The sequence below is a fragment of the Brevundimonas sp. genome (assembly GCF_029945885.1).
Taxonomy (GTDB): domain Bacteria; phylum Pseudomonadota; class Alphaproteobacteria; order Caulobacterales; family Caulobacteraceae; genus Brevundimonas.
In genome coordinates, this window is the sequence record NZ_JAQSDK010000018.1 from 1 (window position 1) to 22,188 (window position 22,188).

Here is a 22,188-nt window from a genome sequence, read left to right on the forward strand (position 1 = left end):
GCCGGTTTAGCTCAGTTGGTAGAGCGCCAGTTTTGTAAACTGGATGTCGCGGGTTCGAATCCTGCAACCGGCACCATGTCCGACCGTCCAGGCCGGATGTCACGCGACCGGTCTGTCGACCGTGCCCGGACCCGGACCCCGTGACGTCCGTGCCCGCGCCTTCCGCCCGCCGCGACGATATCCAGGGCCTGCGGGCCCTCTGCGCCGTCCTCATCGTCGGCTTCCACGCCTGGACCGAACGCACCTCGGGCGGGGTCGATGTCTTTTTCGTCGTCTCCGGCTTCCTGCTGATCGGATCCCTGGCCCGCCAGACCCTGCGGGCGGGCACCGTCGACCTGCAGCGCTTTGCCGTCGGCATCTCGCGGCGGCTGCTGCCCGCCATCGTCGTGGTCACCGTCATCACCGTCGTCGTCAGCCAGATCCTGCTGCCCGGCGTCTTCTGGGACCGGGCCATACGTGAGGGGCTGGCGACCAGCCTGTTCGTCGAAAACCTCGCCCTGCAGCGCTACGCGGTCGACTATCTGGCCCGCGGTGACATCCCCACGCCGTTCAACAACGGCTGGGCCATCAGCCTGCAGGTCCAGGCCTATGTCCTGATCGGCCTGCTGATGGCGGGCCTGGCCCTGTGGGCGCACCGCACCGATCGTCGCGTCGTCCGTCTCGCGCTCGGCCTCGCCGTCGTCACCCTGGCCTCCTTCGCCTGGGCGGCGCGTGCCGTGGTCGTTGACCCGACCGGTGCCTATTTCGACCCGCTCGCGCGACTGTGGGAATTCACCGTCGGCGGGCTGCTGGCCCTCGGCCTGACCCGGCGCGGCCTGCCGGACCGACTGCGCGGTCCCGCCGGCTGGACCGGCCTGGCCCTGCTGCTGACCACCGGCCCGCTCTGGGGCACGACCAGCCTGTTCCCGGCCTGGGCCTCGCTCTGGCCGGCCACCGCCGCCCTGCTCATCCTGGCGGCCGGGGCCGACGGCCGCTTCGTCGGGGCCGGCCAGCTGTTGGCGTGGCGACCGCTCGCCTGGCTGGGCGACCGCTCCTATGGCCTGTATCTGTGGCAGGGTCCGGTGCTGGTGTTTCTGCTGGTCGTGACCGGCCGGACCGATGCTGACCTCGCCACCGGCCTGCTGATCCTGACCCTGTCGATCGGCCTGGCCGCGTTCAGCAAGGCCACCCTCGAAAAACCGCTGACAGCGTGGCTGTCGGCCGACCGGTCCTTTGCGCGGATCATGCTGCGCGCGGCCCTGCTGGTGACCGTCATGGTGGCGGCGGTCGGGCTGTGGGCCCTGCACCTGTCCCATGCACGACAGGTCCAGCGCGACCAGCTGGCCACCACGCGATTGACGGGTCGGCCACCCCGGGTTCTCGGGCAGACGGTCATCGTACCCGGCCCCATCGTCGCCCGGGACGACCAGGGCGACATGCTCACCGACGGCTGTCTGGCCGGAGTCAGCGATCAACGCCTGTTGTCCTGCCGCTACGGGGCGACCGACGCCCCGGTGTTGATCGCCCTCGTCGGCAGTTCCCACGCCCGCCACTGGCTGCCGGCCCTGCAGCAGATTGCCGCGACCCGGGGATGGCGGATCGTCACCTATACCAAGGCGGTCTGTTCATTCGGCACCGGCGCGAACGACAATTTCGGCCGCCCGGCACCGGACTGTGCGGCCTGGAGCGCCCGGGTGACGGAACGCCTCCTCGAGCTCCGGCCCGACCTGGTCGTCACCGTGGCGACCCTGAACCGGGTCCCGCCCGAACAGCTCATTCCCCCCGGCCACTGGCGACAGCTCGGGGCTGCCGGCATCCCCGTTCTGGGCCTGCGCGACACACCCTGGTTCGATCATAATATGGTTGACTGCGTCGCCCGCTCCGCCCTGCCCGGGCGGGATTGTTCCGTGCCGCGCCGGGACCGCGATCCGGCCGGCCTCGTGCCGGCGGGCGGCTGGCCGTCCAATTTCATCTTCGTCGAAACGCGCGACTGGCTGTGTTTGACTGACCGCTGCGGACCGTTCGTCGACGGTTTCATGGTCTATTTCGACGACAGCCATATGACCGCGACCTTCGCCCGGTCTCTGGCCCCGCGACTGGAACCGTGGATCGATCGCGCCCTGCGGCCGGAGGCGGTCAGCCCGCGCCCAGGGCCACGGCCGTCTGATAGGTCACCAGCGCCGCCAGATAGGCCAGGGCCGTCATATAGGCGACCATGATCCACATCCATTTCCAGCTGTTGGTCTCGCGCTTGACCACCCCCAGGGTGGCCACACACTGCGGTGCGAACACATACCAGGCCAGGAAGGACAGGCCCGTGGCCAGCGACCAGTGAGCGGCCAGGACCGACGACAGGGCCCCGGTGTTGTTCTCGGCATCGGCGATCGCATAGACGGTGCCTAGGGCGGCCACCGCCACCTCGCGCGCGGCCATGCCGGGGACCAGGGCGATAACCATCTCCCAGTTGAAGCCGATCGGCCGGAACACCGGCTCCAGCCAGTGACCGATGATCCCGGCGAAACTATAGTCGATGGCCGGCCCGGTCGCGCCCTCGGGCGGATAGGGGAAGGTCGACAGCACCCAGACCACCACCATCAGCGGCAGGATGATCCGCCCGGCCCGCGCCAGGAAGATTCGGGCCCGGATCCACAGATTCATCAGCACCGACTTGAGATCAGGCAGTTTGTAGGACGGCAATTCCATCATGAAGGGCTCGACCGCGCCGCGCCAGAGGATGCGCCGGATCACGAACGACACCGCCAGGGCACTGATGATCCCGGCGGCATAGAGGCCGAACATGACCAGCCCCTGCAGATTGGCGAACCCCCACACCGTCTGCTGCGGAATGAAGGCGGCGATGATCAGGGTGTAGACCGGAATTCGCGCCGAACAGGTCATCAGGGGCGCGACCAGTATGGTGGTCAGCCGGTCGCGGCGACTGTCGATGGTGCGGGTCGCCATGATGCCGGGAATGGCACAGGCAAAGCTGGACAGCAGGGGGATGAAGGCCCGCCCGTGCAGCCCGGCCCCGCCCATGATCCGGTCCATCAGAAAGGCCGCCCGGGCCATGTAGCCGAAGTCCTCCAGCATGATGATGAAGGCGAACAGGATCACGATCTGCGGCAGGAAGACCAGCACACTGCCGACCCCGGAAATGATCCCGTCGATCAGCAGACTCTGCACCAGGCCCTCCGGCACCACCGTGGCGACCCCCGCCCCCAGCAGGCCGAAGCCGGCCTCGATCCCGTCCATCACCGGCGTGGCCCAGCTGAACACGGCCTGAAACATCACGAACAAAAGGGCGAACAGGATGACGAGCCCGCCGACCGGGTGCAGCAGCACCGAGTCGATCCTGCCCGTCAGGGTGTCGGGCCGCAGTGGCGGTTTCACGCAGGCCTTCATGATCCGCTCGGCCTCGCGCGCAGCCGTCCGCAGACCGGCGGCGTCCGGGGCGTGCCAGACATTGTCGCCCGCCGGCAGGCCGGCATCGATCCGGGCCTCGACCGCGGCGATCAGGTCGTCGATACCGCGCTTGCGCGTCGCCACCGTGGTCACGATAGGCAAGCCGAGCTCGGCCTCCAGCGCCTCAAGATCGATGCGCAGACCCTGTCTCTGGGCGATGTCATACATGTTCAGCGCCAGCAGCATCGGCCGGCCGACCTGTTTCAGCTCCAGCACCAGCCGCAGCACCAGCCGCAGATTGGTGGCGTCAGCGACGCAGACGATGACATCCGGCGGGGTCTCGCCCGCCAGCTTCCCCAGCACCGCGTCGCGGGTGACCTCCTCGTCGGGGCTCCGGGCCCGCAGCGAATAGGTGCCCGGCAGGTCCAGCACCGACAGGGTGCGGCCGCTCAGGGCGCGGATCAGGCCCTCCTTGCGCTCGACAGTGACGCCTGCGTAGTTGGCCACCTTCTGGTGAGCCCCGGTCAGGGCATTGAACAGCGCCGTCTTGCCGCTGTTGGGATTGCCGACCAGGGCGACCCGGGTCAGACGCGCGGCGCTGTCCATCAGGCGGCGATCACACGCTCAAGGCGAAGGCTCAGGCTGGCCGCCTCGTGCCGCCGCAGGGCCACCCGCATGTCGTCGACCTTCATCGCGATCGGGTCGCGGCCGAACAGGCCTTCATGCAGCATCTCGACGCGCGCGCCCTCGACAAAGCCCAGTTCCAGCAGCCGACGCTCCAGCTCGAAGGCGTGCTCGTCATGATGACAATGGTCGCCCACCTGGACGATGACGCCCCGGTCGCCACGACGGGCAAGGCTCAGTTGAATGGTGTCGGTCATGAAGCTCACTGGCGGCGCGATTCCGCGCCCTTGCATCTGACACTGATTATCAGGTGCGACGGCCTGCCGTCCAGCCTTCCGTCGTCGCACCCCGTTGCCGCATTCCGCGCATAGGCTATCAAAGGGACCCGGAACCAGGAGCAAGCCATGACCCGACCCCTTATCCCCCTGTCCATCCTGGGTCTGGCGCTGGCAGGCTGCGGCCAGTCGGGTTCCAGTGAAGCCGCCCCCGCGCCTGCGCCGCGCCCCGAAGCGACGGCCGCCCAAAAACTCGTCCTGCTGGCGGCCCTGCCGGCCCCCTACAACACGGCTGATCTCGACAACGGCCGCCGCGCCTTCGCCCGCTGTCGCTCCTGCCACACCGTGACCGAGGGCGGACCGAACATGACCGGCCCCAACCTCTGGGGCATCTTCGGTCGCACGGCCGGCGGTCACGCCGGCTACAACTATTCCCCGGCTCTGAAGGCCGCCGGATTCGACTGGGACGCCGACCGCCTCGACCACTGGCTTCAGAACCCGCGCAGCTTCCTGCCGGGTAACAAGATGACCTTCCCCGGACTGGAGGATGCCACCGATCGCCGCGACGTGATCGCCTGGCTCAAGGTCGAGACCGGTTTCGTCCCGGCTGGCCCGGCTACGCCGGCCCCGTAACCGGTTCGTCCGACACGGGCTCGGTTCCGCCGCGAACCTCCTGCGCCTCCCACGCCTCGATCTTGCGGGCGGTATATTCCGGCGACCGGGTGAACCGCGCCAGCGCGCCATAAATGACCGGCACCACGAACAGGGTCAGCAGGGTCGCGAACATGGCACCGGAGAAGATCACCACGCCGATGGTCTGGCGACTGCCCGCCCCGGCACCCTGCCACAGCATCAGCGGCAGGGCCCCGAACGCCGTCGCGATCGAGGTCATGATGATCGGCCGCAGACGCAGGGTTGCGGACTCGACGATGGCCTCACGTATGGTTCGGCCCTGGTCGCGTAACTGGTTCGCGAATTCCACGATCAGGATGCCGTTCTTGGCGGCCACCCCGATCAGGATGATCAGACCGATCTGGCTGTAGATGTTGAGGCTGGAGCCCGACATCACCAGACCGAACAGACCACCGGCCGCGGCCAGGGGTACGGTCAGCATGATCACCGCCGGCGTAATCCAGCTCTCGAACTGGGCCGCCAGAACCAGGAAGACCAGCAACAGGGCCAGGCCAAAGGCCGCAGCCACTGCACCGCCGGCCTCCTGCTGGTCGCGCGCCGCGCCGCCCCACTGAACGGTGGCCACGCCCTGCGGCTGCTCGGCCGCGACACCGTCGAGGAAGGTGATCGCGTCGGCGATGGTCATGCCCGGATTGAGGTCGGCACTCAGGGTAATCGCCCGCTGGCGATCCAGCCGCCGGCGGTCCGGCGTGTCACCGGAGGTCCGGGTCGTGACCACCGATGCCAGCGGCACCAGCTGACCGCCACCGGTCGCGACATACAGGGCCTCGAGATCCCCGACCGAGCGACGGTTCTCCCGCTCCGTCTGCAGGATGACATCGTACTCCTGGCCACCCCGGATATAGGTCGTGGCCCGGCGCGAGCCGAACATCGTCTCCAGGGTTCGCCCGATCTGTTGAGACGACACACCCAAGGCCGCCGCCTTCTGCGGATCGACATTGACCAGCAGGCGGGGCGCGTTGGGCTCGTAGTTGAGACGCGGTCGCGAGAAGCCTGGATTGGCCTGGGCCTCAGCCAGTACCGGTTGCAGCCACTGGTACAGCTCATCGTATTCGGAGCCGGTCACGACCATCTCGATTGAGTTGGAATTGCTGCTGCCGCGCTGGAAGGCCCCCGGGACGCTGGCATTGACCTGGGCATCGGTCTGGGCGCGCAGTTTTCCGTTCAGCTCCTGGGCGATGTCGTCGGCCGAGCGGTGGCGCGCAGACCAGTCGGTCAGGATCATCACGGCGTTGCCGGAGTTGAAACTGCCGCCGCCGAAGCCCGGGGCGGAGATCAGAAAGCTGTCGACCTCGCCGGCAGATCTGTATTCGGCGAGGATCGGCTCAAGGCCCAGCATAATGCGGCGGGTATAGTCGAAGCCGGCCCCCTCGGGACCATTGACGCGGACCGACACCCGGCCCCGGTCTTCTGACGGGACCAGTTCGTTGGGCAGGGTCAGGAACATGCCGACCGCGCCCAGGGCGATCAGCAGAATCAGACCGGAGACACCGACGACGGCAATCCGACGGCCCAGCAGGGCATCGAGGGAGTTGCGGTACGACCGCTTCAACCCGTCCATGGCCCGGTCGACATTGCGTGCCAGCCAGCCCGAGCTCTTGGCCGGCTTGAGAATCCTGGACGCCAGCATCGGCGACAGGCTCAGCGCCAGGAAGGCCGAGAAGGCGACGGCACCGGCGATGGCGGCTGCCAGTTCGACGAACAACCGGCCGACATAGCCGGGCAGGAACAGCAGGGGGGCGAACACTGACAGCAGCACGATGGTCGTGGCCACCACGGCAAAGAAGACCTGGCGCGTGCCGCGTTCCGCCGCCACCAGCGGCGGCTCGCCGAGATCGAGTCGGCGCTGGATATTCTCGGTCACCACGATGGCGTCATCGACGACGAGGCCGATCGACAGGACCAGGGCCAGCAGGGTCAGAAGGTTCAGGGAAAAGCCCAGCGGGGCCAGAATGATGAAGGTCGACAGCAGGCAGATCGGGGCCACGATCGAAGGGATGAAGGCCGCGCGGATACTGCCCAGGAAGACGAAATTGACCAGGGCCACCAGCACCAGGGAGATGCCGATCGTGATCCAGACCTCGTCGATGGCATGCGAGGTGAAGACCGAATTATCGACGCCGACGACCAGTTCAGTCCCGTCGGGCAGCGAGGTCTGAACCTGCTCGAGCAGGGTGCGAACACCGTCGGAAATCGCCAGGTCGTTCGACTGGGCCTGTCGGGTAACGGCCAGACCGATCTGGTCCAGACCGTTGCCGCGGAACAGGCGGCGGTCCTCTTCGGCCCCCTCCTCAACCCGGGCAATATCACCAAGGCGGGTGACATAGCCGGTCTGGGACTGCAGCGCGCCTGCGGGCCCGCTTGAAATCCCGGTCGCAGCCTGGCCTGCCCCCGCCACGGCTGCGGCCGATCCGCGGGTGCCGATCGGCAATTCCCGGAAGTCTTCCGCCCGGGCATAGGTCCGGGCAACACGGACCGTGTAATTCTTCTCCCCGGACTCCAGGGCCCCCGCCGGCAGTTCGACGTTCTGGCTGTTCAGCGCGGTCTCGACATCCGTTACCGTCAGCCCGCGGGCGCTCAGCGCCGCCGCGTCCAGCCAGATACGCATCGCATAGCGCTGTTCGCCATAGATCTGGACCAGGGCGACGCCGGGTACGGTCGCCAGCCGGTCGATCAGATAACGATCAGCGTAATCGGTCAGCTCCAGCCGGTTCATCGCGCTGGAGCGCAGGAACAGGATCATGATCGGCTGACTGTCAGTGTCGGCCTTGGCCACCTCGGGCGGATTGGCCTGGTCGGGCAGTCGGCCGACCACCCGGGAGATACGGTCTCTCACATCGTTGGCGGCGCTATCGATGTCGCGGTCCAGCGAGAATTCGATGCTGACGTTCGAACGGCCGTCACGACTGGTCGAATTGATCCGCTCCACGCCCTGGATGCCGGCGATCTGCTGCTCGATCGGTTCAGTGATCCGGTTCTCGATCACCTCGGCCGAGGCCCCGGCATAGGTCGTGCTGACCGACACGATCGGCGGGTCGACATCAGGAAGTTCGCGCACCGGCAGGAAGAAGAAGGCGGCGATGCCGATCACGCACAGCATGATCGCCGCAACGGCCGCGAAGACCGGGCGTCGGACCGCGACGTCGGACAGCATCATCGCGGCGCGCCCTTGCCCGTAGCGGCTGCGGGCGCTTCGCCCTCGAGGGTGACGGGTGCGCCGGGTTGAATGCGGTTCAGACCGGATCCGACGATCCGGTCGCCCGGATTGAGGCCCGACAGGATTTCGACGAAACCGTCCTCGACCGCACCGGCAACAACCTCCACCCGCTGGGCGCTCAGGCCGCGCTCACCACGGGCAATGCGATAGACGAAGGCTCCATCGCCTTCATACTGGACGGCCGCTTCCGGCACCGCCGGTCCCTGACGCTGACCATGGCTGACCGCCACGCGCATCAGCATGCCGGGCCGGATACGACCACCTGGATTGGGAATCTCGGCGCGAACCGTCACGGCGCGGGTCTGCTCATTGATACGGGTGTCGACCAGGGCGATGCGCCCGGCGAAGGATTCCTGCGGCAGGGAATCGGCGGACGCCAGAATGGGGGCCCCGGTTCGCAGGACGGCGACATAACGCTCCGGTACCGGGAAATCGATCCGGATCACGCTGATGTCGTCGAGCGTGGTGATCACGGCTCCAGGATTGATCAGGGTTCCCGGTGTGACACTGGTCAGGCCCAGCACGCCGGCGAACGGGGCACGGATCACGCGATCACCGCGTCGGGCCTCGGCAGCAGACAGGTTGGCCCGGGCGGTCTCCAGCGCCGTCTGCGCCTGTTCGGCGGAGACACGGGGCGCGATACCCCTTTCGGCCAGCCCCTCGAAACGATCATATTCCCGCTGGGCCTGAGCGACCTGCGCACGAGCCTGGATGATCCCGGCATCCTCCTCCCGCGCCTGCAGTTCCACCAGCGGCGCGCCCGCGGCGACCCGCTGGCCGTCGGTGAACAGCACCCGGGTGATCAGCTCGGTCGTCGACGACGTGATGTTGACCGAGCGGCGACCGCGCGCCGCGCCCAGTACCCGGATCTCGTCGGAGAAGGTGCGTTGGCTGACGACCGCCTGGGATACGACCTGCCCCCCGCCCCGGCCGCCACGCCCCTGGGACCCGGCACCGTCGCCATCATCGGCAAGGGCGAGTTTCAGAACGACGGCAAGGACCATCAGAGCCAGCAGCACAGCGGCGGCGACGATGAAGAAATGGCGTTTGATCACGCGGACATGGTCTCCGGACAGCGGTCGCTGACATAACCGCTTACGCGAATGACGCAACTGGCGTTCCTGTAACGGATGCAGTTCCTGATTCCGTCGCTGCAATTCGTCGCGGTCGAAGAAAACTGCGTCAGAAGCGCCGCCAGACCGCCAGCACCACACCCTGAGCCGCCGGCGTCTCGTGCCCGGTTACCGTTTGTCGCCATCCCGCCTGGACACTCCACTTCCCCAGTCGTCGGACCACCGATGTTTCGACGTTCAGCCAGCGCGCGCCCGAGTCGTCCGCCACGCCAGCGAACATCTGACCCAGCACCATCCAGTCGTCGTTAAGATGAACGCCGGCCGTGGCGTCCGCCCGCGTCTCGTCCGGCAAACCGTCACGAAAGCGCCGTGCGGCCTGCACATCCACAAAACCGCGCCCGTCGGCCAGGGACCGACCGACCGACAGTCGCGCCTCCCAGTCATGATCGCCAATGCCCGGCGCAGCGTAGCCGGCATTGCGTCCCTCGCCGCCATCGGCGTAGCCGCCGTAGAGGCTGACTGCGGTCCTGGCCCCGCGCCACACCTGCCAGGTGAGGCCGATCTCCAGCGGACCACGTCCGTCATAGTCAACGAAGGCATCCTCGCCCTGCTGCCAGTCACCCTTCAGCTGCAGGGTCAAGCGATCGGTCAGTCCATATTCCGCAAACACGCCGCCCGATCGATCGCGGCGTTCGGCGGGCAGGTCGGCAAGCTCACCGTCCGGGTCGAATCCCCGGCTGGCGACCATGTCCTCATATTTGAGAATGATCTGGCCCTGCCCCGCGGGCTGGGTCCAGGGGCCGGCGCGAGCGGCACCGGCCGCGAGCGCTGCGGTGAGGCAAGCCAGCCCCGCCGCAGCGACTCTCAAACCTCGTAGCCCGGAGACTTCCGGTCCAGCTGCCGCAGCGCGCCGGGCCAGGCGAGAGAGGCAACCATACCGATGCCTCCGCCCTGCTCCCGGGTCTCGGCCTGGGCCGCGTCCGGGGCGATCAGAACATTGTCGCGCCCGCCCGAAAGCGCCGCCACCTGTTGGGCACAGGCGCGCTCGAGGAAGAACATACCAACCCAGGCTGCCGCTGCGGTCGGCCCGACGGCCAGGGTTCCGTGGTTGCGCAACAGCATCAGGGATTTGTCACCGAGATCCGCGACGATCCGCTGTCGCTCGTCATGGTTCAGGGCAACGCCCTCATAGCCGTGATAGGCGACCTGGTGCTGCAGCAGACACGCGTTCTGGCTGATGGGCAGCAGGCCGTGCTCCTGGGCCGCGACTCCGACGCCGGCCACCGTGTGAAGATGGATCACAAAGCGGGCATCCTCGCGGGCCGCGTGAACGGCCGAATGGATGGTAAAACCGGCCGGGTTGATGAAATTGGTCGTCTCCTGGACGACGTTGCCGTCGAGGTCGACCTTGACCAGCGACGAGGCCGTGATTTCCTCGAAATAGTAGCCGTAGGGATTGATCAGGAAATGATGCTCGGGCCCGGGCACCCGCGCCGAGATATGGGTAAAGATCATGTCGTCCCAGCCCTGCAGGGCCACCAGCCGGTAGAGGGCCGCCAGATCGACCCGGACCTGCCATTCCTCGGCTGACACCCGGGATTTCAGGGACTGTGTCGTTCCGTCCGCCATACTCGTGCTCCAGCTTCGCCGCGTGCGCGCGCGGCCAGCCCACGCTCGCCCTGAAGGCCGCATTGGTCAAGACCGGGACCGTTACCGGCACCGATCTTAACCAAGTCTTCACCGTCAATCGACACAGTTAACCAGTTGCCTCATGCCAGCTGGGCCTGAAACCGGAGTCAGTCGTGACCGTACTCGTCCAGCTCACGCCCTCATTCCCGCCAGGGGATGAAATCGCGTCGCTCGGCGAGCTTCTTTCCATGGCCAGAAGCCGCAGCGGCGACGACCGCCAAAGGCTGCTGCTGGCCATCACCGCCCTGTGCGACGCCAACCCGCCCGCCGAGGAAATTTCCGAGGTGCTGGGCGAAGTCCTCCTGATGCTGGCCCAACAGGTGGAGCGCGATGTCCGCCGGACCCTGGCCGAACGCCTGGCGCATGCCGACTGGGCCCCACACGCGCTGATCAACATGCTGGCGCTGGATCAAATCCAGATCGCCCGCCCCATCCTGGCATCCAGCCCCGTGTTGCGGGACGAAGACATGATCGTCGTCCTGCTGCAGGCGACCATCGAACACCAGATCGAAGTCGCCCGGCGCCCGGCCCTCAGCGGTCGGGTCGCCGACGTGATCATCGATCGTGCTGAACCCGCGACCCTGACGGCCCTCGCCTCCAACCGGACAGCTGAGATCAGCCCCGACGGGGTTCGTCGGCTGGTCGAGCATTCGCGTCGCATCGCCGCCCTGCGCGCGCCCCTGACCCGCCACCCCAGACTGACAGACGTTCTCGCCGAACAGCTCTATCAATGGGTCGGGACAGCCCTGCGCCAGGCCATCGGCGCGCGCTTCCAGATCGACGAAGAGGATCTGAACGTCTCCGTGCAGGAGGCGGTCGACAAGGCCTTCCGCGACAGCCCGACGCCGGCACCGGTCGTCGAGAGCGAGGAATTCGAGGAATCAGAGCGTCGACTCGTCGCCAAATTGCACGCCGCCGACCAGCTCCGCCCCAGCTATCTGGTCCGGGCGGTCCGGGAACGGCGGTTGAACCTTTTCGTCCACGGACTTGCCGCACTCGGCGGCTTCTCGGTCGCGGAAATTCGCGGAGCCCTGAATGCCGGGTCCCCGGAAGCCATCTATTATGCCTGTTCCGCCGTCGGTATCGACCGGGCTGTGTTCGTCGCCATGATCAATGAGATCCGACTGATGAATGGCGGCGCACCGGGCACCTATGGGGCCCAGGTCTGGCTGCGCGGATCGATGTCGGCCGCCTCCTCGGCACGCGCCTTCCGCGCCCTGGTTCGCGACAACAGTTCATCCGCCGTTTGACTTCGACGTCACGCTCGGCTTGCGTGCAGCGGTGAGTGTTCCATCCTCCCATCCCCCGTTGAAAATCGCCTTCGTCGCGAGTGAGCGGCTTGAGGCCCAGCAGGCTCGCGTGCGGCTTGAAGGCCGCTACGGCTCGGTTTCACCCGCGGACGCAGACGTAATCGTCGCCCTCGGCGGTGACGGATTCATGCTGGAAACCCTGCATGACAACCTGGAGCGCCGGACTCCGGTATTCGGGATGAACCGCGGATCCGTCGGCTTTCTGATGAATGATTTCGACGAGGACAACCTGCTGGAGCGGCTGGCCGTTGCGGGACATACGGTGATCCATCCCTTGCAGATGGATGCCTGGGGGGCGGACGGCGAGGTCAACAGCGGCCTGGCGATCAACGAGGTCTCCCTGCTGCGCCAGACATGCCAGAGCGCCAAATTGCGCATCTGGATCGATGACACCGTCAGGCTGGAAGAGCTGACCTGCGACGGCTGTATGGTGGCCACCGCCGCCGGATCGACGGCCTATAACCTCTCTGCCCACGGACCGATCATTCCGCTGGATGCGCGGATTCTGGCCCTGACACCGATCAGCGCCTTTCGTCCGCGCCAATGGCGTGGGGCCCTGCTCCAGCATGAGGCCCGCGTGCGCTTTGACGTGCTCGAGCCCGAGAAACGCCCGGTCAGCGCCACCGCCGACAGTTTCGAAGTGCGCCGTGTCACCCGTGTCGACGTCCGCGAACGGCGGGATCTGGCCCTGACCATGTTGTTCGACGCCAGTCGCTCGTTCGAGGAGCGGGTTCTCGCGGAGCAATTCAATAGCTGAACGGTCACGGGTTCTTAACAGCGTCCCCCCCATGATGATGCGTCAAACCATGGGAGTTCTGACGTGAGCAACTCGGCCCAGGTCATCCGACCGACCAACACTCTCCGTATGAAGGTCGGCGGAGGTTTCGGCGGCATCGACGCCAATGCGATCGCCAAGGCCGAGGAAGCCCTCAAGGCCATGTCCTCCCAATTCGGCCAGTGGCTGAAGGACGAGATCGTCAAGCTGGAACAGGCCCAGACCGCCATTCGTGAAACCGGCTATACGGTCGAAACTGCCGAAGCGCTCTATTATCGCGCCCACGACCTCAAGGGTCTCGGCAGCACCTACCAGTATCCGTTGGTCACCCGGCTGGCCGGTTCGCTGTGCAAATTGATGGACGATCAGCAGAAGCGGATGGCCGCGCCTCTCATTCTGCTGGATGCCCATATCGACGCCATTCGCGCGGTTGTCCGCGACCAGATCCAGACGGACGAGCATCCGACCGGTCGCATTCTCGCTGAAACGCTTGAAGCCCGGGTCACCGCACACCTGTCCTGATGGCCCGAACAGACATCTGACAAACGCCCGCCCGATCCGGCGGGCGTTCTGCGTTGTGGGCCCCGGGTTAGGCGGCGGACCGCGCCGCGACCGGAGCCGGTGCGTGGTCGAGCCGCTCCATCAGATAGGCCAGATCATCACGCGGGGCGTTCGGCCTCTGGGTCAGGAAACGCTCCAGCATCTTCTGCCGGAACTCATCGCCCGAGGTGTCAATGCCCTCGGCCTGAAGCGCGCGCCAGGTATCGACGCCGGCGCGGATCGCATGGAACAGCCGCGGTGGCAGGCCGGCGCGGTCATAGATGGCCTTGAGGCCCAGCGGGCCGGCGTCATGGACCATCAGCCAGGCCCTGTGATGCGGGGTCTGCGCCAGTTCCGCCAGTCCATGCTCGAACAGGGCCATCTGACCGCGCGCCAGGGCGCGCAGCATCAACGACGGGCTCAGGACCTTGCGGGCGTTCAGCTGGGCCACAAAGGCCGGCAGATCGGCATTGGACGCCGCCTCATCGACCAGGTCGACCGTGGCCCGTTCCCGGGCGAACCGCGCCAGGCGGATCGCGGTTTCAGGGGCCACGGCGTGACGGGTGACCAGATGCTCGCGCACCGCCTCACTGGCCAGTTCGACCAGACGTTCGGTTACGGACAGGGGCAGGACCTGACGGTAGGCCAGGGCCGCCACCACCTCCGGAGAGTCGCCGAACCGGTCGACCGCGACGCCCATGGCCGTTTCCGACAGGTCCGCATTGTCATTGGAGGCCAGGGTTCGGACCGCGGCCTCACAGCCGTCATCCGCAAGCGCAGAAGCCAGGTCACGCGAGACCTTCGGCCGGGCCGCGATCGCCACCTGGCGCACGGCCGAGCCGGCGCGCACAATCTCGATCAGATCGTCGTCGGTGAACACCGGCGAAAACCCGATGATCGGCAGGGCCACGCTGTCGACATCGGCCGCCAGACGGCGCGCGACATCATGGGGAATGAGATCAGAGGCCTTCAGCGTCACCGCCATGGCCCGACGCACCATTTCGGCGGCATCGCCGGCCATGACCCGCAGGATTTTCTGGGCTGCCTCGCGGTCCTCGGCCGTCAGCGTGGCCCGGTCCATGCTCCGGCACAGCTTGTGCGCGGCCGACGCGCGGTCATCCGCATCCGTAGCCTTGATGAGGCGCCGGATATCGAACTCTGTGAGGCTCGCGCGCATGGCGGTCATCGGGGATGCTCGGGGTTTCGGACGCTGTTGGGAATCGGACTCTAGCTGAAGACACAGGGTGAACCCGGATCGTTAACGCCCGGTTTACCAACGGCTGTGGATCAGCCCGCTCCGCGCGCCGGTTCCGGTCCGAAGACCCCGCCGAATCCCCCGGCTTTGCCGTCGCCGTTCTGACCCAGAAGCAGGGCCAGCAGACCCTGATCCTGTTTCAACCGGTCCAGCCGCACCGCCAGCAGACGATCGCGCTCCCCCGGATCCGGATCCCCGGCCGTGCCGACATTCGCCGCCGGTGCGCCATCGCCCGCCGACCGGTTCAGATTGGCATGGACCTCGGCGACGGTGGCTGCCCGCCCGTCGCGATAGAAGATCGAGCGATTGGCCGATGCCGCCTGCGGAAACAGCGCGGCGGCGCTTGTTCCGGGACGCGTCGCCATGGCTTCCATCAGCTGGGCCGCGCCGCCCGGGCCGAGGAAATGGGCTGCATACAGGTCACCCGCGCCTGGTTCTCGACCCGTCCGTCCGCGCAGATAGGCCGCGTTCGAGGCCGTCAGTTCAGCGGCCATGGTCGAGGCCGCCTGGGGGTCGAAGCGCAGGTCCAGCACCACATTGCGCGCCGAACCTTCGACCCGCCATCTACCGTCGCCGCCCCTGTGGATCAGATCGGCATACTGGCCGTAGCCGTGCTCGGCTCCGTGCTGCTTGACGGTCGCCAGCCAGGTTTGCTCGATGAACTGGAACAGGCCCGCCGCCGACGAGGTCGGGGCCCGGGCCGAGGGGTTCATCGCGCTTTCCCGCCGCGCCGTCTTCATCAGAAAGTCGAAATCCACGCCGGTGGCGCTGGACGCACGCCGGATGGCCGCTTCCACGCCGCCAGAAGAGGGAATCGCTCCGATGGTCATAATGTCGGACGCTGCGCGATCGTGGTTAACGAAACCCTAACGGGGTTCGCCCAAAACTTGCCTTAAGGGAAGCGCTCAACTGGGAGTCGGGACGCTGTGGGGACGGCTAACGACAGGGAGTGACGACCATGATGATGAAAACCGCCGGCAGCCCCGGACTGGTGAGCCCCCTCGATTTCGGCGAGCGCCGCAAACCCCTGTCCCGGGCGCGCTGGGCTGCCATCGGCCTCGTCGCCCTGGCCCATGTCGGCGTCGGGGCGGCCCTCTACTACCAGCGGTTCGAACTGCCGCCGGCCTTCGTGACGCCGCCGGAAGCGCCACCTATCCAGGTCAGGATGTTCCGCCCGCCGACGCCTGACCCGATCGTCGCGCCCGAGCCACCAGCCCCGAATGCCCCGATTCACAACTCCTCCGCGGTGAACAACCACACCGACACGATCACCGCCGTGACCTCGGACGAGCCCGCGGTCGATTTCACCCACGTGATAACCCTGGGCCAGACGGTGACGGATCCTTCGCCGACAGGCACGGCGACCATCCCGACGGTCGTCGCAGCCCCCCCTTCGGTGATCAGCCATCCCCACTGGATTCGCCAGCCCAGCCCGGAGCAGCTGATGCGGGCCTATCCGCAGCGGGCGATCAGGGCCGAGGTCGCCGGCTCGGCCGCCCTGACCTGCGTGGTTCAGGCCAGCGGCGCGGTCACCGGCTGCGTTGTCACGAGCGAAACCCCCGGCGGCTACGGCTTCGGCCGGGCGGCCCAGTCCCTGTCGCGGGAGTTCCGCATCAGTCCGCGCACGGTTGACGGCCAGGCCGTCGACGGGGCTCGGGTCAACATCAACCTGCGCTTCGCCCTGCCGGCAGACTAGGCGAACCGGCGCGGGTCGAGGGCCGGGGCAAACGGACCGGCCGCCCGGCCCTCGAGACCGTCGACAACCGTTCGTGCGACCATCGGCCCCAGCAGCCAGCCGTTGCGACGCGGGGCCAGGGCCAGGTGCAGGCCAGTCAGGCCCGAAGTTCCGGCCATGGGCAGGCCATCCGGGCTCGCGCCGCGTACCCCGACCCGCCAGGTGACCGGCAGGTCGTCCGACAGGCCGATCTGGGCCAGACAGGCCCGCACAAGGCCTTGACCCCGGTCCAGATCCGGCTCCAGATCGATGCGGTCAGGATCCATGGTCGCCCCGATGACCGCACCACCGGGACAGGGCGCGACATAGCCGGCCGGACCGCGCACGGCCCGGTCGACCAGATGCCGGTCGGTGACGGCAATCTGGCCGCGGATCGGCTGAACCCGGGCGACCAGACCCGCGACCGGCTCCGGCAGGTCCAGGCCGCCGACCGCCCCGGTGGCCAGCACCACCGTCTTTGCGGCCAGACCCGAGCCTTCGTCCAGAATCGCCGTCCAGCGGGCTCCGTCGGTCGTCACGCTGCTGACCCGGCCGGCCATCACCGTCAGGCCCGGCAGGGACCGCAGCCGCGTCAGGGCCGCGACCGGTTCGGTGCGCCAGTCCGCCGGAGTCAGCACGGCGTCGTTGGTGCGTTCCGCAGCGAAGCCCAGCCAGCGCAGTTGGGAGGCGACGGTTTCCAGATCGGGGCCGCGCCATTCGGCACCTTCGCGATGCAGCGGCAGGTCGAAGGCGGTGGCGAAGGCGCTCCAGTGGGCACGGGCCGCGCGGAACAGGTCGCCGCGATCCAGCCGTCCGTCGGAGCCGCGCCAGTCGGCCAGGGCCTCAAAGGCGGGGGCGATCATGCCGGCGGCCACCGCTGAGGCGTTGCCGAAGCCGGGATCGACTACGGTCACGGCATGGCCGCGCCTAAGCAGTTCCGCGGCCGTGGACAGGCCCAGGACGCCGGCACCGATGACCAGGACTTCTGTTGAGGAGGACACCGGCTGTCCTTCGCCCCCCCGCGTCCCGATTTCAAGCCGTGCTGACTATTCAGCGGCCATGGCGGCGGCGCGCTCGGCCGACAGACGCCGGGTCAAGGCCGCGTGCTGGGCCCAAAGGGCGGCGGGCAGGCGTTCGCCAAAGCGTTCGAAGAAGGCCGGGATCAGGGCGGCCTCCTCGGTCCAGACCTCGGCATCGACGTCCAGCAGGGTCGACAGGTCGCTGTCAGACAGGTCGAGGCCTGACAGGTCCAGCGAGGCCCGGTCCGGCGTGCGGCCGACCGGCGTATCGACGGCCCCGGCCTCGCCGTCCAGACGTTCGGCGATCCATTTCAGCACGCGCGAATTATCGCCGAAGCCGGGCCAGACGAATTTGCCGTCGGCCCCCTTGCGGAACCAGTTGACGAAATAGATGCGCGGCAGTTTGGCGGCCTCGGTCTTGCCGGCCATCGACAGCCAGTGGGCGAAATAGTCACCCATATTGTAGCCGCAGAACGGCAGCATGGCGAAGGGATCGCGGCGCAGTTCGCCGATGGCGGTCTCGGCTGCGGCCGTGCCTTCGGAGGCTACGGTCGAGCCCATGAAGACGCCGTGCTCCCAGTCGAAAGCCTCGGTCACCAGCGGAACGGCCGAGGCGCGGCGACCGCCGAACAGGATGGCGTCGATCGGCACCCCTCTGGGATCTTCCCATTCAGGGGCGATGGCCGGGCACTGGCCGGCCGGGGTGGCGAAGCGGGCATTCGGATGGGCCGCGGGCTCGCCCGAGGCCGGATCGTGCGGCTGACCCTTCCAGTTGGTCAGCCCTGCGGGGACCTCTTTCGTCAGGCCTTCCCACCAGACGTCGCCGTCGGCGGTCAGGGCGGTATTGGTGAAGACGGTATTGGTGGCCAGGGTGGCCAGGGCGTTGCCGTTGGTGTTGCGGCTGGTGCCGGGGGCGACGCCGAAGAATCCGGCCTCCGGGTTCACCGCATACAGGCGGCCGTCGTCACCGAAGCGCATCCAGGCGATGTCGTCGCCGATGGTCTCGGCCTTCCAGCCCGGCAGGCTGGGCTGGAGCATGGCCAGATTGGTCTTGCCGCAAGCCGAGGGGAAGGCGGCCGCGACGAATTTGGCGCGCCCCTTCGGGTCGGTCAGCTTGAGGATCAGCATATGTTCGGCCAGCCAGCCCTCGTCGCGGGCCATGACCGAGGCGATGCGCAGGGCGTAGCATTTCTTGCCCAGCAGCGCGTTGCCGCCATAGCCCGAGCCGTAGGACCAGATCTCGCGGGTCTCGGGGAAGTGGACGATCCATTTCTCGGCATTGCAGGGCCACGGCACATCGGCCTGACCCTCGGCCAGCGGCGCACCCAGCGTGTGAACGGCGGGCACGAACGGGCCGTCCTCGCCCATGGCTTCCAGCGCGGCGCTGCCCATCCGGGTCATGATGCCCATAGAGACGGCGACATAGCCGCTGTCGGTGATCTCGACGCCGAGGGCGCTGAGTTCCGAACCGATCGGACCCATCGAGAAGGGCACGACGTACATCGTCCGGCCGGCCATACAGCCGTCGAACAGACCGTCCAGACGGTTGCGCATTTCGGCAGGGTCGGACCAGTTGTTGGTCGGGCCTGCGTCGGCGGCGTCCTGCGAGCAGATGAAGGTGCGGCTCTCGACCCGGGCCACGTCCTTCGGATCCGAAGCCGCATAGAAGCTGCCGGGACGTTTATCCTGATCGAGGGCGCGCAGCGTGCCCTTGCCGATCAGGTCGGCGATGATGGCGGCCTTCTCGGCCTCCGAACCGTCGCACCAGTGGACCCTGTCGGGCCGGGTCAGGGCGGCGATCTGCTCGACCCAGGCGACCAGCCGGGCATGGCGGGTCGGGGCGGGATGGAGTCCGGGGATGGCTTGAACCTGGGTCACGCGAAACGCTCCTGAGCCTGTCCGCCTGACGATCTTCGCCGTCGAGGCGCTCGAGCGTGGCGTTCACGCTCTGTTACAACAGGGCAAGAACACTGGTCGGAACCCGGCGTCAACCGTGGCAATTTTCCACCCGTCGGCGGCCGAACCCGGCCCCGGCCCCGCACTTTCCGGTCGCCTCGGTCGATGGGGAGCGGTATCGATCGCCCGTGCAAACCCTCGATCCTGTCAGCGCCGCCGCCAGCGGCGGCCTCACCTCCCCCGCCGTGGCGCGCAATACCGCGGCGATCCTGGCGGTGTTACAGGCGCATCTGCCGGCGCGCGGCCGGGTGCTGGAGATCGCGGCCGGATCGGGCGAACACGCGGTGGCCTTCGCCCGCGGCCTGCCCGGCCTGCAGTGGACGCCCAGTGACCCCAGCCCCGAGGCCCGGGCCAGTATCACCGCCTGGCGCGACGCCGCCGCCCTGCCCAATCTGGCCGCGCCGCTGGCGCTGGACGCCTCTGACCCGCTGAGCTGGCCGCCGGACGGGGCCGTCAACGGACCGCCGTTCGAGGCGGTGGTCTGCATCAACATGATCCACATCAGCCCGTGGGCGGCGACCGAGGGGCTGATGTCGGGCGCGGCGCGGATGCTGCGTCATCCGGGCGGCCTGCTGTGCCTGTACGGCCCCTATCGCGAGGCCGATGTCCCGCTGGCCCCGTCGAACGCAGCCTTTGATGAGTCGCTGAAGGCGCGCGACCCGGACTGGGGGCTGCGCGCCCTCGAGGACGTGGTCGGTGTGGCCCGGGCCGCCGGACTGGTCCTGACCCTGCGCACGGCGATGCCGGCCAACAATCTGTGTCTGCTGTTCCGGCGGGTCCAGGTCGCTAGCCGATAGCGGCGGCAGCGGCGGCGACGGCGTCGCGGTCGGCCAGGGAGGTGATCTGCGTGCCGTGGATCAGCACGGCCGGCGCGTCGACGAAGGCGGTCGGATCGCCACCGGCGGCCAGGACCGCCTGTTCGATACCTTCACCGAAGGCGAGGATCGGCACGCCCTTGGCTCCGGCCGCATCCAGCAGCAGTTTGACGGCCGCCATCGAGGCGTCGTCGGTCATGCCGCCGGGCACGACCAGCCCCTTCAGCGCGCCGCTGGCGATATCGGCACTGCGCGCCGTGGCCAGGACGGTGACCCCCGCGACGGACAGGCTGGCGTCGCCGGTCGACATCGGGGCCAGGGACAGGCCCTGGTTCTGGATCAGCGGCTCCACGTCACCCAGCGGGCCGAAATCCATCGACCGGCGCATGGCCAGGCCGACCCGGGCCCGGGTCGGGGCGCGGCGAAAGTCGTTACGGGGACGGGCAGAATAGGAACCGGCGCGTTGTGCGGACAAAGAGATCTCCTTCGAAGATGGGGTCGACTATTCGGGCCGCAGAAAACGGCCTTCAGTCGATACGATCAGTGTATTGAAATGGGTCTTCACGGAAACGGCGCAAGGCCGGAATCCAGAGGCACATCGTGATCTTGGAATAGGGCAAACCTATAGTGAAACCCCCATTTCGTCAACACTTTCCGGGATTTTGCAGCTCGCCGCACATCTGTGGCGATGTTGAAGTCCGGCGAAACCGGCCCCCCGCAGCCGGAACCGCCGCGCCTTTCCCCGTGCCGCGTCCGGCTCTACACAGGCGCAGACCCTGACCCCCGGAGCCCCATGGCCTTCATCCGCACCTATGACGGCGACGAACCGCAACGCCTGAACAAATGGCTGGGCCAGAGCGGCGTCTGCTCGCGGCGCGAGGCCGAGGGACTGATCGTCGCCGGCATGGTCTCGATCGACGGCGAGACCGTCACCGACCCCGGCCGCAAGATCGAACCGGGCCAGACCCTGACCCTGTCGGACAGCGCCGAGGAAGAGCTGGCCTCGGGCGTCACCATCATGCTGCACAAGCCGCTGGACTTCGTCTCGGGCCAGCCCGAGCCGGACAAGGTGCCGGCGATCCAGCTGGTCATCGAACCCAACCGCGTCGGCCCCTGGCCGTTCGACGGGGAGGAACCGGCCGAGGACGCCTCCCTGCCGCCGATCGGCCGGCTGGACGAGGATTCGCGCGGCCTGCTGCTGCTGTCGAACGACGGGGTGGTGGCCAAGGCGGTGATCGGGCCGCAGTCCAACCTCGACAAGGAATATCTGGTCCGTATCGCCGGCGACGTGACCGAGAAGAAGCTGGCCATGCTGCGCTACGGCCTGATGCTGGACGGCCGCCAGCTGAAGCGGGCCCATGTCAGCCGGATGGAGTCCTTCCGCCTGAAATTCATCCTGCGCGAGGGCCGCAACCGCCAGATCCGGCGCATGTGCGAAATGGTCGACCTCGAGGTCATCGACCTGATCCGCGTCCGCATCGGCCCGATCCGCCTCGACAACCTGCCCGAGGGCCACTGGCGGGTACTGACCGCCGAGGAACGGGCGGCCCTGGTGGGTCAGGGGTAGGTCCCTCTGCTTTCGTCGTCCTCCGGCGAGGCGTAGCCGAGACCGGGGGACCCAGCGGCGCGCGATAGCGCGATCTTTTCAAGTACAGTGCTGCGGACAGGTTTCGCGCTCGCTGACGCGACCGCGCCGCTGGGTCCCCCGGTCTGCGCCGCGCAAGCGCGGCTTGCCGGAGGATAACGACAGCCTTTGGTGGCATTTCGGGCACTCCATGGATCAACGGGCAGGCTGACGCCCCGCGCGCCGGTCCGGCCGCGGTGATGGGGGCGTGGGCGGAGCGCCGGGCGT

General features: G+C 67.8%; 19 protein-coding genes and 1 tRNA gene. 9 read left to right on the forward strand and 11 right to left on the reverse strand.

Features of this window, described 5'->3' with window-relative positions; translation table 11 throughout:
* Both PSV00_RS09265 and PSV00_RS09270 read left to right on the forward strand, forming a co-directional pair.
* Positions 1 to 76: transfer RNA gene (locus PSV00_RS09265), tRNA-Thr, on the forward strand.
* A gap of 64 nt (positions 77 to 140) precedes the next feature.
* On the forward strand, positions 141 to 2,198 hold the full coding sequence (locus tag PSV00_RS09270) for an acyltransferase family protein (RefSeq protein ID WP_300446360.1): 2,058 nt from the start codon (positions 141 to 143) through the stop codon (positions 2,196 to 2,198).
* Here the strand turns inward: PSV00_RS09270 and PSV00_RS09275 are convergent.
* Both PSV00_RS09275 and PSV00_RS09280 read right to left on the reverse strand, forming a co-directional pair.
* Complete coding sequence (locus PSV00_RS09275; RefSeq protein WP_300446361.1) at positions 2,116 to 3,987, reverse strand: ferrous iron transporter B; 1,872 nt, start codon at positions 3,985 to 3,987, stop codon at positions 2,116 to 2,118. The genes PSV00_RS09270 and PSV00_RS09275 overlap by 83 nt on opposite strands.
* Positions 3,987 to 4,262: a FeoA family protein gene (locus tag PSV00_RS09280; RefSeq protein WP_300446362.1), complete on the reverse strand. Its 276-nt coding sequence runs from the start codon at positions 4,260 to 4,262 to the stop codon at positions 3,987 to 3,989. Before PSV00_RS09280 ends, PSV00_RS09275 begins: the two co-directional genes overlap by 1 nt.
* A 147-nt stretch (positions 4,263 to 4,409) precedes the next feature.
* Here PSV00_RS09280 and PSV00_RS09285 point away from each other — a divergent pair, with 147 nt between their 5' ends.
* Complete coding sequence (locus tag PSV00_RS09285; protein ID WP_300446363.1) at positions 4,410 to 4,913, forward strand: cytochrome c family protein; 504 nt, start codon at positions 4,410 to 4,412, stop codon at positions 4,911 to 4,913.
* Here the strand turns inward: PSV00_RS09285 and PSV00_RS09290 are convergent.
* The 4 genes from PSV00_RS09290 to PSV00_RS09305 all read right to left on the reverse strand — a co-directional run bounded on the left by PSV00_RS09290 (position 4,897) and on the right by PSV00_RS09305 (position 10,892).
* The gene (locus PSV00_RS09290; RefSeq protein WP_300446390.1) at positions 4,897 to 8,127 is read right to left on the reverse strand and encodes an efflux RND transporter permease subunit; all 3,231 of its coding nucleotides are present in this window, start codon (positions 8,125 to 8,127) and stop codon (positions 4,897 to 4,899) included. The genes PSV00_RS09285 and PSV00_RS09290 overlap by 17 nt on opposite strands.
* On the reverse strand, positions 8,127 to 9,245 hold the full coding sequence (locus PSV00_RS09295; protein WP_300446364.1) for an efflux RND transporter periplasmic adaptor subunit: 1,119 nt from the start codon (positions 9,243 to 9,245) through the stop codon (positions 8,127 to 8,129). Before PSV00_RS09295 ends, PSV00_RS09290 begins: the two co-directional genes overlap by 1 nt.
* Before the next feature lie 127 nt (positions 9,246 to 9,372).
* Positions 9,373 to 10,131, reverse strand: coding sequence for a hypothetical protein (locus PSV00_RS09300; protein ID WP_300446366.1), 759 nt, complete (start codon positions 10,129 to 10,131; stop codon positions 9,373 to 9,375).
* On the reverse strand, positions 10,128 to 10,892 hold the full coding sequence (locus PSV00_RS09305; RefSeq protein ID WP_300446368.1) for a class II aldolase/adducin family protein: 765 nt from the start codon (positions 10,890 to 10,892) through the stop codon (positions 10,128 to 10,130). Before PSV00_RS09305 ends, PSV00_RS09300 begins: the two co-directional genes overlap by 4 nt.
* A 248-nt stretch (positions 10,893 to 11,140) precedes the next feature.
* Between PSV00_RS09305 and PSV00_RS09310 the strand changes: the two genes are divergently transcribed.
* The 3 genes from PSV00_RS09310 (at position 11,141) to PSV00_RS09320 (ending at position 13,559) form a co-directional block, all read left to right on the forward strand.
* Positions 11,141 to 12,202 (forward strand): DUF2336 domain-containing protein, encoded by a 1,062-nt coding sequence (locus PSV00_RS09310; RefSeq protein ID WP_300446369.1) that lies wholly within the window; start codon positions 11,141 to 11,143, stop codon positions 12,200 to 12,202.
* A gap of 64 nt (positions 12,203 to 12,266) precedes the next feature.
* Entirely contained in the window at positions 12,267 to 13,019 is a 753-nt protein-coding gene (locus PSV00_RS09315; RefSeq protein WP_366944647.1) for an NAD kinase, read from the forward strand.
* Between the two features lie 63 nt (positions 13,020 to 13,082).
* On the forward strand, positions 13,083 to 13,559 hold the full coding sequence (locus tag PSV00_RS09320; protein WP_300446373.1) for an Hpt domain-containing protein: 477 nt from the start codon (positions 13,083 to 13,085) through the stop codon (positions 13,557 to 13,559).
* Positions 13,560 to 13,626: 67 nt separating this feature from the next.
* On the opposite strand, the gene PSV00_RS09325 is transcribed toward PSV00_RS09320, so the two are convergent.
* Together PSV00_RS09325 and PSV00_RS09330 are read right to left on the reverse strand one after the other, a co-directional pair.
* Positions 13,627 to 14,763: a DUF2336 domain-containing protein gene (locus PSV00_RS09325; RefSeq protein WP_300446376.1), complete on the reverse strand. Its 1,137-nt coding sequence runs from the start codon at positions 14,761 to 14,763 to the stop codon at positions 13,627 to 13,629.
* A gap of 101 nt (positions 14,764 to 14,864) precedes the next feature.
* Positions 14,865 to 15,662, reverse strand: coding sequence for a transglycosylase SLT domain-containing protein (locus PSV00_RS09330; RefSeq protein ID WP_300446378.1), 798 nt, complete (start codon positions 15,660 to 15,662; stop codon positions 14,865 to 14,867).
* A gap of 128 nt (positions 15,663 to 15,790) precedes the next feature.
* On the opposite strand from PSV00_RS09330, the gene PSV00_RS09335 reads away from it, so the two are divergent.
* Complete coding sequence (locus PSV00_RS09335) at positions 15,791 to 16,528, forward strand: TonB family protein (protein ID WP_300446379.1); 738 nt, start codon at positions 15,791 to 15,793, stop codon at positions 16,526 to 16,528.
* On the opposite strand, the gene PSV00_RS09340 is transcribed toward PSV00_RS09335, so the two are convergent.
* Both PSV00_RS09340 and PSV00_RS09345 read right to left on the reverse strand, forming a co-directional pair.
* Positions 16,525 to 17,547, reverse strand: coding sequence for an FAD-binding oxidoreductase (locus PSV00_RS09340; protein WP_300446380.1), 1,023 nt, complete (start codon positions 17,545 to 17,547; stop codon positions 16,525 to 16,527). The two genes, PSV00_RS09335 and PSV00_RS09340, sit on opposite strands and share 4 nt — an antisense overlap.
* Positions 17,548 to 17,592: 45 nt before the next feature.
* Positions 17,593 to 19,443 (reverse strand): phosphoenolpyruvate carboxykinase (GTP), encoded by a 1,851-nt coding sequence (locus PSV00_RS09345; protein WP_300446382.1) that lies wholly within the window; start codon positions 19,441 to 19,443, stop codon positions 17,593 to 17,595.
* A 206-nt stretch (positions 19,444 to 19,649) separates the two neighbouring features.
* On the opposite strand from PSV00_RS09345, the gene PSV00_RS09350 reads away from it, so the two are divergent.
* Positions 19,650 to 20,318: a DUF938 domain-containing protein gene (locus PSV00_RS09350; RefSeq protein WP_300446384.1), complete on the forward strand. Its 669-nt coding sequence runs from the start codon at positions 19,650 to 19,652 to the stop codon at positions 20,316 to 20,318.
* Here PSV00_RS09350 and PSV00_RS09355 read toward each other — a convergent pair.
* Positions 20,308 to 20,811, reverse strand: coding sequence for a hypothetical protein (locus PSV00_RS09355; protein WP_300446386.1), 504 nt, complete (start codon positions 20,809 to 20,811; stop codon positions 20,308 to 20,310). The genes PSV00_RS09350 and PSV00_RS09355 overlap by 11 nt on opposite strands.
* A 318-nt stretch (positions 20,812 to 21,129) precedes the next feature.
* Between PSV00_RS09355 and PSV00_RS09360 the strand changes: the two genes are divergently transcribed.
* The gene (locus PSV00_RS09360; RefSeq protein WP_300446388.1) at positions 21,130 to 21,903 is read left to right on the forward strand and encodes a pseudouridine synthase; all 774 of its coding nucleotides are present in this window, start codon (positions 21,130 to 21,132) and stop codon (positions 21,901 to 21,903) included.
* The last annotated feature ends 285 nt before the right edge of the window (positions 21,904 to 22,188 follow it).